The 11,609-nt window shown below is 50.1% G+C and carries 11 protein-coding genes; 3 read left to right on the forward strand and 8 right to left on the reverse strand.

The window, feature by feature from the left end:
- The first annotated feature begins 330 nt into the window (after window positions 1-330).
- Window positions 331-1,434, forward strand: a complete 1,104-nt coding sequence (gene mqnE / locus DFQ01_RS26985) for an aminofutalosine synthase MqnE (RefSeq protein ID WP_110047052.1) — start codon at window positions 331-333, stop codon at window positions 1,432-1,434.
- Between the two features lie 87 nt (window positions 1,435-1,521).
- Window positions 1,522-2,589 (forward strand): NAD(P)/FAD-dependent oxidoreductase, encoded by a 1,068-nt coding sequence (locus DFQ01_RS26990; RefSeq protein ID WP_110047053.1) that lies wholly within the window; start codon window positions 1,522-1,524, stop codon window positions 2,587-2,589.
- Window positions 2,590-2,825: 236 nt separating this feature from the next.
- On the opposite strand, the gene DFQ01_RS26995 is transcribed toward DFQ01_RS26990, so the two are convergent.
- Complete coding sequence (locus DFQ01_RS26995) at window positions 2,826-3,095, reverse strand: YuzB family protein (protein WP_110047083.1); 270 nt, start codon at window positions 3,093-3,095, stop codon at window positions 2,826-2,828.
- A 165-nt stretch (window positions 3,096-3,260) separates the two neighbouring features.
- Between DFQ01_RS26995 and DFQ01_RS27000 the strand changes: the two genes are divergently transcribed.
- Window positions 3,261-3,506, forward strand: a complete 246-nt coding sequence (locus tag DFQ01_RS27000) for a NifU family protein (RefSeq protein ID WP_110047054.1) — start codon at window positions 3,261-3,263, stop codon at window positions 3,504-3,506.
- Between the two features lie 142 nt (window positions 3,507-3,648).
- Here the strand turns inward: DFQ01_RS27000 and DFQ01_RS27005 are convergent, their stop codons facing one another.
- From DFQ01_RS27005 to DFQ01_RS27035, 7 genes are all read right to left on the reverse strand, one after another.
- Window positions 3,649-4,356, reverse strand: a complete 708-nt coding sequence (locus tag DFQ01_RS27005; protein ID WP_110047055.1) for a Cthe_2314 family HEPN domain-containing protein — start codon at window positions 4,354-4,356, stop codon at window positions 3,649-3,651.
- Between the two features lie 95 nt (window positions 4,357-4,451).
- Entirely contained in the window at window positions 4,452-5,354 is a 903-nt protein-coding gene (locus DFQ01_RS27010) for a COX15/CtaA family protein (protein ID WP_342770017.1), read from the reverse strand.
- Between the two features lie 614 nt (window positions 5,355-5,968).
- Window positions 5,969-6,313 carry a thioredoxin family protein gene (locus DFQ01_RS27015; RefSeq protein ID WP_110047057.1) on the reverse strand — a complete coding sequence of 115 codons (345 nt, stop codon included), beginning with the start codon at window positions 6,311-6,313 and terminating at the stop codon, window positions 5,969-5,971.
- 43 nt (window positions 6,314-6,356) lie between these two features.
- Window positions 6,357-7,934: a copper amine oxidase N-terminal domain-containing protein gene (locus tag DFQ01_RS27020; protein WP_110047058.1), complete on the reverse strand. Its 1,578-nt coding sequence runs from the start codon at window positions 7,932-7,934 to the stop codon at window positions 6,357-6,359.
- Between the two features lie 95 nt (window positions 7,935-8,029).
- Complete coding sequence (locus DFQ01_RS27025; RefSeq protein ID WP_110047059.1) at window positions 8,030-9,928, reverse strand: carbohydrate-binding domain-containing protein; 1,899 nt, start codon at window positions 9,926-9,928, stop codon at window positions 8,030-8,032.
- A 57-nt stretch (window positions 9,929-9,985) separates the two neighbouring features.
- Window positions 9,986-10,666 carry a DUF4956 domain-containing protein gene (locus DFQ01_RS27030; RefSeq protein ID WP_110047060.1) on the reverse strand — a complete coding sequence of 227 codons (681 nt, stop codon included), beginning with the start codon at window positions 10,664-10,666 and terminating at the stop codon, window positions 9,986-9,988.
- Window positions 10,660-11,403 carry a polyphosphate polymerase domain-containing protein gene (locus DFQ01_RS27035; protein WP_110047061.1) on the reverse strand — a complete coding sequence of 248 codons (744 nt, stop codon included), beginning with the start codon at window positions 11,401-11,403 and terminating at the stop codon, window positions 10,660-10,662. The genes DFQ01_RS27030 and DFQ01_RS27035 overlap by 7 nt, the downstream gene beginning before the upstream one ends.
- Window positions 11,404-11,609: the final 206 nt, after the last annotated feature.

An 11,609-nucleotide genomic window follows, 5' to 3' on the forward strand; every position in this document is an offset into this window, starting at 1 on the left:
TCCCTCCTCGAGATTAGAATCATTATTACGGTTTTGCCTTTAGTATACTCCGTTTGCCCCATGTGCTCAAGGGGACGATTATCCCGCTTCGGACACGCTATTGCACCACATTGCTCTTCTCTTTCGAACTACTAATCCAACATTTCCTCATGACACATTCATGTCACCTTGCTGACTTTTCTTGTTGCCGCTCTTCTTCTTGAGGTTTATAATGAGTACAGTTATTTTCAAGGGAATAGCAAGTTCCTTTTTTCACAAACTTAACCACTTAGCCGTCGCTGACCAAGTCAGGGACTACAAAATTACAGCAATGAAAGCGAGGGAAAACGTATGAACGTCATTTTACCGACTGACCAATCACGCATGCAAGAAATTGCGGACAAAGTACGTAATGGTGAACGTCTTTCGCTTGAGGACGGCGTCTTTTTGTACCAATCGGACGACCTGCTGACCATCGGCCAGCTTGCGAATGAAGTGAATTTGCGCAAGAACGGCCGCAAGGTTTATTTTATCGAAAATCTAAGTCTCTACTTCACGAACGTCTGCGAAGCGCACTGCGCATTCTGCAACTTCCGTAAGGATGAAGGCCAAGAGGGCGCTTATACGCTGTCCGGCGAGCAAATGATCGAGTACGTCGACCAGCACTACCATCCAGGCGTGCGCGAGTTCCATATTGTAGGCGGACATAATCCACATGTTCCGTTCCAATATTATGTAGATTCGCTCAAGGCGCTGAAAGATCGTTATCCAGACGTTACGTTGAAAGCATACACGGCTGCAGAAATCGACTTCTTCTCCCGTATTAGCGGTCTGTCGTATACGGAAGTCCTGCAAGAGCTTATGAAAGTCGGTCTCGCTTCCCTCACGGGTGGCGGCGCAGAAATTTTGTCCGATCAGTATCGGAAGAAAATGAAAGTAACGAAAGCGGATGTGAGCCAGTATCTGCAAGTGCACCGTGCGGCGCATAACCTTGGCCTGAAGACGCACACGACGATGTTGTACGGCTCGGTCGAAAGCAAAGAAGACCGTATCCGTCACATGATGCAGATTCGTGAGCTGCAAGATGAAACGAATGGCTTCCTCGTATTCATCCCGCTGTCGATGCAGCCAATTAGTCCAAAAGCAAGCATCAAGCGCCGCAACTCGGCGTTCGAGGACTTGAAGACGATCGCGATCAGCCGTCTCATGCTGGATAACTTCCAGCATATCAAAGCGTATTTCATTAACATCGGTCTGCAGCTGACGCAAGTTGCGCTGACGATGGGTGCCAATGACGTACACGGTACGATGGTCAAAGAACGGATCAGTCACGCGGCTGGCGCATTGACGCCGGAAGGTATTACGCGCGACGAGCTCATCTGGCTCGTTAAAGGCGCAGGACGTGTCGCAATTGAACGCGACACGCTGTACAACGAAATTAAAGTATACGAATAGTATAAACACTTAAGCTGGAATTCATGGTGGCCTGCCCAGCAGGACACACTATAGCTACAAATCGGGACATGGAATGGGTGCTAAACAATGAAACGAGTCATTATTTTAGGCGGCGGCTACGGCGGTCAGGCAGTAGCCAATGAATTAATCGAACGAGGCATTCCAAGCGACACGATCGTTACGCTTATCGATCGCATGCCGTTTCAAGGCCTTAAGACGGAATACTACGCGCTAGCAGCAGGTACGGTCAGCGATCACCAGCTGCGGGTTGCTTTTCCAAGCGATCCGAAATTACTGCTGATGTACGGCGAAGTGCTGAACGTCGATATGGAACGGCAGGTTGTTATAATGGAGGGCCAGAACGAGCTGGAATATGACAGTCTTGTTATTGCGCTCGGATGTACGGATAAATTTCACGGCATAACGGGCGCTGAAGAATACGCATGCACGATTCAAACCTTCAGCGCTGCTCGCAATACGTACCAGCAGTTGAATGACTTGAAGGCATACGGACAAGTGTCAATCGTCGGCGGTGGATTAAGCGGCGTTGAGGTTGCAGCTGAGCTGCGCGAGAGCCGGCCGGATTTGAACATTCGCATTATCGACCGCGGACCAAGCGTAATGTCAGCGTTCCCTGACAAGCTGCAAAATTATGTTGCAGACTGGTTCCGTGAACATAACGTCGAAATGATGGGTCACGTTGCGCTTAGCCAGATCGAACCTGGCATCCTGCACGACAGCCACTCCGATAAGCCGATTTACACCGATGTTACGGTTTGGACGGCGGGCATTCAGCCCGTTGATCTGGTGCAACGAATGGATCTGCCGAAGGATCATTCCGGCCGTCTCGTTATTAACGAGTACCACCAGCTGCCAGCCTATACGAATGTGTATATCGTCGGCGACTGCGCCTCGCTTCCTTTCGCACCGAGCGGTCAAGCGGCAGGCGCACAAGGCAAGCAGGTCGCTGAAGTGATTCATGCAGCCTGGAACGGACATACACCTAAGCTTGGCAAAATCAAGCTGAAAGGGACGCTTGGCTCCCTTGGCAAGAAGGCCGGATTCGGCCTGATGGGCAAAACTGCACTTATGGGACGCGTTCCGCGTCTGTTGAAAACAGGTGTCCTTTGGAAATCGAAGCATCATATCGGGTAATCAACCCAACCCAAATCTTCAGGAGCTCTACCCACCTAAATCCTCCCTGCTAGGGAGGACCCCATGGGACTCCCGTCCCCTGGACCCCGGAAGGGGGGGTGGTGGCGAGACAGAGGCGCGGATCAAATACTACGTGTTAGGAGCCGTGTACCCCTTTGGGGTACAACTCTCGTTCGAGCTTACTAGTAAAAACGCCTGTGGCGGGAGCATGGATGCTCGCCTGCCACAGGCGTTTTTTACATGTCGTCGAGCAGTTTATCCAGCGCGGCTTGGTGGGCGCGCTGTTGTTCTGTACTCTTTACGATCTCATCATATAGCTTATCGGCTGTTTCGGCCGCTACTATCTCGCCGTCGACCAAGGCGAACGGGAACAGATAACATTCCCCGCAGTTGCCTAGACAGCCGTATTCGATGACTTCATAGTCAGGATCCTGCTCCAGCCGCTGCATGATGCGATCGGTGCCATGATGCATGTTGCTGGCGCAGAACTCAACGATCGGTTTCAGCATAGTTTTTACCTCCGTACTGCGCATGTATAAGAAACTATAATTTCACGAATGCTAATCAACGGTGCGGATGAATCCGCGCGATCAATCGACTCCATTCCGCCTCGAATCCATTTTCATTTCAATCGCTTTGTACTATAATAGGGGAGAAAGGAGTTGATTGCAATGAGCGAAACTAACCAATCGACGCAGTACGACGAGGTATTGGACGTACTGGATAAACTGCGTCCCTTCTTGCAGCGCGACGGCGGCGACGTTGAGCTGGTAGACGTTGAGGACGGCATTGTAAAGCTTCGTCTGGTAGGCGCTTGCGGCAGCTGCCCAAGCTCGACCATCACGCTGAAAGCCGGTATCGAACGCGCACTGCTTGAAGAAGTTGAAGGTATCGAAGAGGTTGTACAAGTATTCTAATCAGCCTTTTCAACGAGCCTGATACGATGCAAAGAGTCTTGCCCACAGACATTCGTCCGCTGCGGCAAGACTCTTTTTTTGTTCTTCCTCATCGTGCCCGCTTCCGACACTTTTATTCGAGTTCACCTCATACAACGGCGGTCTAACGGTCATTCCAATGACGGTAACAATATTGATAGGACAAAATAAGGGATTCGATTACAAGCTCGAGACCAAGACGCATATCTGCCGTCTGTGTCTCAATATTCTCCAGCACTGGCTCTTCCCCATGCCGCTGGAGACTTTGCTGCAGATCGTCCTGAAGCTCAGAATTCATTAAATGAATCTCTACATTCCGTCTGCGGCGGAGCCGGTTCATCGGGGTCTTATACCGCTCCTTCAGCTCATCGAGCACTTGTCCAAGTGCAGGATGCTTCCGATTGAGCCGCATATTGCGCAGCACTGTGAAGTATGAGAAATGCGGCTTCATCCGCTCCGTCTCCAGCTCCAGCACATCGTTCAGCAGCGTCCCCAGCTTATCAAGCAAGGAGAACATGCGAATAAAACCGTTTTTGTCAAAATACACATAGCGATGGTAGTCCAGCTGTTCCTCTGGCGACATCTGTCCGACTGCAGCACTCGTGATGCGGGCAGCAAACCGATCCGCTGCATAACAGCTCTGCTCCATCTCGTCGAGCGAACCGATAAGCCCTCGCGTCCATATATCATATTTGCGCAGCTTGCCTTCAGACGGTGTACCTACCTGAATCTGTCCATTCATCAATCGGGAGAAATTCCACATCTCATGAATTGCAGCAGCCAACCTGCCTTCCGGCACTAACGGCGGCTCTCCGAACATCGTACGCAGCATCGGCATAGCTCCTTCAACTATAATCAAGTTGCGACAACGCCGCCGTCACATGATGTGTCGGCGGCGTTTGTTGTTCGCTCGTGAGAATCGAGTTGTTATCTTCTACTGTCTCGATGCATTCGGCTTCGAATGAGCATATCGAGCATGATCGTAAACAACCCTGAAATAATTAAGTTATGGACCAAGCTTGTAAATACAAACATATTCTCGTTTGTCAGCTCATGTGTCAGCCATGCGCCGCTGAAGATCTGAGCGATAACGAGCACAAGAGACCATGCACTCGTCGCACGAAGCAGTTCTCCCCTCGCCCCACTGCGGCGTACTGCAATGAATACATACAGCAGCACGCAGAACAGAATAATCGCCGCGATACGATGCAGGAACACAGGCAGCGTTGCACCTTCCAGCTTAGGGACGAACTCGCCGTTGCACAATGGCCATCCGACACATCCACCCGACGATTCCGTATGGCGAATGTAAGCACCTAAGTAAACGACACAATAGCTGTAAATGACCGTAAACAGCATGATTCCATAATATTTGCGAGGTACTGCAGACCCCCAGCTGCTGGTTCTCCCCGTTCGTCTGTAACGGCTTATCCAAATAACAAGCAGCATGGTTGATGCGAATGCGAGCAGCGAGATGCCGAAGTGAATGGCCATCACCGCATCCGATTGCGGCCACAGGACAGCAGCTGCGCCCATTAAGGCTTGCACAATCGTCAACGCCAACGCGCCGCTAGCATACAACACAGCTTCACCATACTGTCTGTAGCTCTTCATCGTCATTATAAATGTTAATAAAGTTAATATACCTGCTAAGCCGCTAATGGCACGATGTGAATATTCAATCAAAGATTCCAGCGTATAAGCCGGTACGAATTTACCGTTGCATAACGGCCAGTCATCACCACAGCCTCTGCCAGAATCGGTGTTCGTTACAAGCGCGCCCGCGAGCAGAACAAGAAGCATAACGATACAGGAAGCGGTAGCAACCACACGATAACGCCCCGTAATCACGACTATCACCCAATTTCTAATAATTGTGAGCTCCATAACATGTCAACATTATGTTCATTATAGCCTTATGAATTATTGAATGCTATGTCGAAAATGGGACACTTCGTGGGGGCCCGCCAATTTCCTTCCTCAGGAGGTGGTAAGGGGCGTTGCCCCTTGAACCCGGTATTTTACATTTATTAACTAACTAAAACCAATATTTCTACCCACCTAAATCCTCCCTGCTAGGGAGGACCCCATGGGACTCCCGTCCCCTGGACCCCGGAAGGGGTTGGTGGCAGAACAGAGGCGTGAGCCAGATGCTCCGTGCTGGGAATCGCGTGCCCTCTGGGGCAAGCTTACTTTGGTTGTATAAAACACCGCTGAGGCGCAAATAAGCAGCTACGTGCTGGGAGTCGCGTGCCCCCTTGGGGCAAGCTTACTTTGGGTGCGTAATAATACAACCCCGCCAAGGCGATGCGTGCTGGAAGTCGCCTACCCCTTTGGGGTGAGCTTACTTATTGTGCGTTTAACTGGGCTAAAATATAAAAAAAGTCCGTACCTTGAAGAGTTGAGCTCTTCAAGGTACGGACTTTAGTGTGTATGAAACGTTGTTAAGCTTGTGGCAATGCTGTGGCAACGGCTACTGCGCGGTCTAGGAACTGCTCGATCTCGTCGCGTGTTTTGCGAAGCTTGCTGACGAAACGAACAAGCTCTTGGCCGTTCTTGAAGGCGATAAAGCTTGGGATGCCAAGAATGTTCAGCTCGCTGCACAGGTCAGGGAGATCGTCACGGTCGATTTGCACGAACTTGAGACGATCGGCATAGGCCTGCTCAACCTCTGGCATGAATGGATCGATAAAGTGGCAGTCACCGCACCACGTTGTCTTGAACACAGCAATGGTCAATTCGCCAGCAACCGCTTCGCGGAATGCTTCATCTGTCGTAATGATTTGCATGGCGTTGTCCTCCTACAAACATAATCCAATTGCAATCCTTAGTCTATCCGACTTCACGTTCCATTGTAAATCTATATTTGATATCGTCATACGATAACCATGATACCGTCGCGCCTAATGCTTTAGCAAAGTCACGAGCAGGTACATAAGCAACGTTATCGACTACCGTAACCGGATAAGACCAAGTCACCTTCGAGCCATTCACGAGCGCTTGCTTGCTTCCCTTGTTCACGACAATGGTTGTGCCTGTAGCAGGGTCACTCAGATGAATGCCATCACGCTCTACTGTCAAATTCAGTCCGAGCTTATTAGCCGCGTCTCGCAGTGGGACAATCGTAACACCGGATGCCGTTACAATAACCGGCGTATCTTCTGACCACACCGACCAGCTAGCCGTTTGCTTGCCGATATGGAATTGGTTGCGGAGCAGCCAATAAGCATCGGATGACGGATCGAACAAGCGAAGCGTCTCGTAGCCTTGTTTGCTTTCCAGCGATTCCAGCGAAATTGCGGACAGCCGCTGTTTCTTCGTAAGCTTCTCCGTTACAACATCGCCATTGACGTTCCAGCGTTCCTGATCCATGCGAAGCACGAAGCCTTCGAACGGCATTTCTTCTTCATCTTCAATTGTACTAAAGTCCGGCTTGTACTGTGCTTCAAGCGACAGCTTGCGAATATCAAGCGTCGCGTCGACATATACGTCTGCCTTAACCGAGCTATTCTTGTTGATGACTTCGCTGAAGTCATCTTCTTTCTCCATCTCGATCATCGATTCATTCAAAGACGTCAACTCATCGATAATCTCATCGACAGCTGTGTCGATATCTTCTTCAGTCGGTTCGTATACTTCCCCGTTCTCATCCACCGCGATTGCATCCCGCAGCACTGGATCAGCCAATACGAGGTCAACGAAGCCTTTCATCATCGTACGCATACCGTCACGATCACTCGTCAGCACCGTCAAATACGACTTCACCCATGTCCATGCTTGTGCAGCATCCAGCTTCACATTCACATGCGCGAGCGACAGCGTTTCGCCGTTTACGGTCTCCTGCACGATCGGATCAACGGACAGATCCGTTGGATTCGGCATTTTATCAATCAAATAGCCGCCTACATGATCCATCAGCTTGTAACCGATCTCCGTCAGCGATGTACTGTCTGTCTGAGCAGAACCGTCATCCTCCAAGTCCAGACCATAATTGTACATATCCAGTGCAGTGCGTCCCGTCATGTCGATCCAGAATGGACGTTTCGCTCCTTCTATTGTCATCAGCGCGGTCTGTCCATCTACAATAAGGGAATACCCAATCGAACGTTCGCCGAGCTTCAGCGCGCCTTTCATCGACATGTGTGTGCTATCCTGCTGCTTCGCTTCATCAACCTGCAGCGTTATATTCGAGAAGAGCGACATCAGTTCAGCTGATTCATCGGACAACTCCTCGTTAGTATCCGCTGCCTCATTGCGAAGCAATTGGAACGAGAATGATCCTTTGCTTTCCAATGTTTGTACCTTCAGGCTATTGAGCAGTACGCGATTGAGATCAACTCCCGCTACCGCTTGACAGCCAGCAATGATGATGACTACCGCCACCAGCATCAGCAGCGATAAGCGTTTCATAGAAAATTTCCCTTTAAGCACGAATATGCCCCTTCCAAATGATAGGAATGAACTGCTCTATCATTCTATCACAGGAAGGAAGCATATGGTAGAAATTATGACTCCGTACCGCTAGTTTGGCGATCTCCGCCGCGGCCTCTGCCGCCTCCGCCACCACCGAAGCCGCCGCCAAATCCGCTGCTTGCTTCGGTTACGCCGGACTCATTGACCCATGTTACGGTCGAGGAAGCTGTGAACGACACGACTTTCGTTCCACCGCTGTAATCTCCGCCATCATAGAGGCCGCCCTTCTCTGTGCCATTTGACGTACCGCCCGAGTAGAGGGTATAAGCCGTGTCCTTCTTCATATCCGGTGAGCTGATGTAGACCGCTTGATAGTTTTTCGAAGGGGCGAACGTGATGATCGTATTGCCTGCGTCATCTTCGAGATGAACAAGTGTTCCAGCCAGCTGCGTCTCTGGATACGTCATCAGAATGCCCGCCTGCGTCGAGCTGTCGGAAGCTGCTTGAACCATTCCGGAGCTGCCTGCTGCAATGAGTACGCCGCCTGTCATATCGAACGTACCATCGTAATCGAGTGAGCCATTACCATTCATTGTTGGACCATTAACGATAACGGTGCCGCCGGACATCGTAATGCTGCCATTCGCATCAAGGCCATCGCCCTGCGCGTCTACGCTCAGATAGCCGCCGGTAATCGTCAGCATATTGTTCGAAGAGGAGCCTTCCCCGCCTGGCATGCCGCCGCCTTTAGGACCGCCGCCTTGTGTCATATCTGCTGGGGCAGTTCCATCCTGAGGCATATCTGCCGGAGCCGTGCCATCTTGCGGTACATCTGTTGGTACCGTTCCATCCGTTGGCATCTCTCCTTGTGGTGCGCCACCTTGCGCTTCACCCTCTGTGCCTTCGGTATCGCTGCTTCCGCTCGCCGCATTCACGCCGTCATCGCTTGCGACAACATGCGTTTCCCCGCCGGCAATCGTAATCGAGCTTGCCTCAAGACCTTCGTTGCTCTGCGTAATGTCGATCGTCCCATCAGCGATCAGAAGTGCAATATCGGAATGAATGCCGTCATCGCCGGCCGCAATGTGGAAATCACCACCGTTAATCGCGATGCCGCCGCTGCTGTGCAGCCCATCCTTCCCGGATTCAATGCTGAACGTGCCGCCCTCCACGGCGATAATACCTTCATCGCCCTCATTATCATTCGTTGTCTTAATACCGTGGCCTTGCGCATCGATTACGAATTCGCCGTCCTTCACAGCAACCAGATCGCGTCCCATTATCGCATCATCGGCTGCTGTAATATTGAATGTGCCGCCCGTAATTTTCAGCTTATCTTTACTTGTAATCCCGTTATTGTAGTTCGCTTCTACCGTCAGCTTGCCAGTGCCATTAATCGTCATGTCATCTTTGCTGAAAATCGTGGCGTTCGGCTCATCGGTCGAATCGTCTGCGAACTCATACGACGTTCCATCCGACACCACGTTGTCCGTGCCTTCTGGCAGGGACAGAATAAGCTTGCCTGCCTCCTCTACATAGATCGGAGAGCTCTTGCTGTAATGGATTTCCGCTCCATTTAGAATCAGGCGGACAACGCCTTTATCGGCTACGTTCACGATGATTTGCCCATCATCCAGCTTGCCGCTCACAACATACGTACCAGCTGCCGTAATCGATATGGAGCCATCCTTCACTTCTGCACCTGTACCTTCTACGGATGCTGTTGTCCCATTCAACTTAATCGTCGTAACCTCGGATGCATCCCAATCGGTATACCTATCATCTGCGTCGTATTCAATCGTCTCATTACTGAGATCCAAGCTTGCCGTCTGAACCGATGCACTGGTCGTTGTTGCTGTCACATTGCTTGTGCTTACGGTACTGCTCGTAGTCGTAGATGCCGTCGAATTGCTGCCGCAAGCAGCAAGCATTGCCGTACACATTGCGATAATCGCCAGCTTCGATAATCTTTTTTTATTCTTGTTATACATAGAATCAATTCCCTTCCAGTTTGGTCGGTTGCTGCAAGTTCATAAATTCAATTCAAGTTAACCCTCAACGACAGTTGGTGCCATCGTCAGCGAAATATCAAGGTTGCCATTTCGGACGCGGATCGCATCGAGCAGTTCCTTCTGATCGATGTTATCATCGAATGTGACGGCATAAACCAGCTCGTACAAGCTGCCCAGCTCGGTCGTTCTTACTTTCTTCAGTTCATATTTCACGTTGAAAATGTTAAAAATCTCATCAAACGTACGTTCATAGTTCAGGTTTTCAGGAATCGTAACTTTCAACAGTTTATGCGTGGACGTTTTCGCCCCGAATTTGATTGCTTTCAGCAGGAACATCAGCAAGCAGAGTACAATCGTGAACAATACAGCATAGCCATAAGCGCCGACGCCGCACGCGAGACCGGCCGCCATCGTGAACAGGACGAACGAGATGTCTTTCGAGTCACCGGGAGCACTTCGGAACCGGATAATCGAGAAGGCGCCTGCTAAACTGAACGCTCGTGCGATATTGCTGCCGATTAGCAGAATAATAATGGCTACGATCGTAGGCAATACGATCATCGTAAGTGCAAAGCTTTGCGTATAGGTTGCTTGTGTTTTCATATAGGTGAGGCTGATAATTGCGCCTAGCGCGAAGGATAGGAACAAAGTAATGAGTGCATCGCTAAGCGATAATTCGGTCACGGACGCTGTAGTCGAGAATAGGGAATCTAACATAATTGGAGTCGCTCCTTTATTTGTTGTTCATTGCGAATATTCATGCGGTATTCGTTACCGTATTTGGAGAAGCCCGTTCGGAACATTTGCAGCTCGGACAACAGATGCGCGAGCCATACGGGAACGGTTTTCTCGGCTTTCACTTCCATCAGCCATAAGCCTGGCGCCATGAGCGCTTCGCCGTGATCGCCATCCTCCAGCCTGATATCTTCTCGACGTGAGCGGATATTCGTATCGAAGGTGATGCGCAGATCCCTGTTGCCTCTGCAGAACATCGCGATCCGGTCATAAGCCAGATACACAGCCGGCTGCAGCTCATAGCGCTGAAGGAAATATTGAATTTCTTGAATAACCTGCTTATTCATATAAGGCTTGAATTCCGGTACTTTACCCGTCCGAACGAACTCATAAGCCTCATCGAGCTTCATCGCCGTTCTTCTTTTGTTAACGAGACCAAATACCTTCTTCTTCAGCTCCACGTATACCTTGGCATCCGGCTTCGGTACACCATACGCCCGAATTCTCAGCTTCTCACGATATTTCGGCTTCGAGAGACTGTTGCGGATAATCGAGTGCTGCTCGGTATCGTAATAAATGTTGCTGATCGAGTAAAATTGATTGTTCTGGTTGTATTCATCCAAGTCCATATATTGAAGCAATCGGTTATAAATGTCTTGAAAAGACTGGCTGTCCATCAGATACTTATTCTCGTATCGATTAAATACTTCAATGGCCATCTTTCGTTCCCCCTGTCCTAAGTGCGTCTTGCATCGCCTGTTCATGACTGTATATTAGGACGGTAACCTTTAACGAATCTTAAATGTTTGTAAAGGTTTTTCGTAAGATTTTCTTCTAATCACGGAGTACCATAAGAAGCCTATTCGGCATCGAATCATGCTTGCAGCAGAGACTTTAAGCTTGATTAAAGGTTCGCTTCCTATAA

Source organism: Paenibacillus cellulosilyticus (assembly GCF_003182255.1).
In the GTDB taxonomy this organism is placed as follows: domain Bacteria; phylum Bacillota; class Bacilli; order Paenibacillales; family Paenibacillaceae; genus Paenibacillus_T; species Paenibacillus_T cellulosilyticus.

What these genes read in the sequence shown, in the direction of transcription:
- mqnE (WP_110047052.1), top strand. Translation starts at nt 331, where the DNA reads ATGAACGTCATTTTACCGACTGACCAATCACGCATGCAAGAAATTGCG.
- DFQ01_RS27025 (WP_110047059.1), bottom strand. Translation starts at nt 9,928, where the DNA reads ATGTATAACAAGAATAAAAAAAGATTATCGAAGCTGGCGATTATCGCA.
- DFQ01_RS27030 (WP_110047060.1), bottom strand. Translation starts at nt 10,666, where the DNA reads ATGTTAGATTCCCTATTCTCGACTACAGCGTCCGTGACCGAATTATCG.
- DFQ01_RS27000 (WP_110047054.1), top strand. Translation starts at nt 3,261, where the DNA reads ATGAGCGAAACTAACCAATCGACGCAGTACGACGAGGTATTGGACGTA.
- DFQ01_RS27020 (WP_110047058.1), bottom strand. Translation starts at nt 7,934, where the DNA reads ATGAAACGCTTATCGCTGCTGATGCTGGTGGCGGTAGTCATCATCATT.
- DFQ01_RS27035 (WP_110047061.1), bottom strand. Translation starts at nt 11,403, where the DNA reads ATGGCCATTGAAGTATTTAATCGATACGAGAATAAGTATCTGATGGAC.
- DFQ01_RS27005 (WP_110047055.1), bottom strand. Translation starts at nt 4,356, where the DNA reads ATGCTGCGTACGATGTTCGGAGAGCCGCCGTTAGTGCCGGAAGGCAGG.
- DFQ01_RS27015 (WP_110047057.1), bottom strand. Translation starts at nt 6,313, where the DNA reads ATGCAAATCATTACGACAGATGAAGCATTCCGCGAAGCGGTTGCTGGC.
- DFQ01_RS26990 (WP_110047053.1), top strand. Translation starts at nt 1,522, where the DNA reads ATGAAACGAGTCATTATTTTAGGCGGCGGCTACGGCGGTCAGGCAGTA.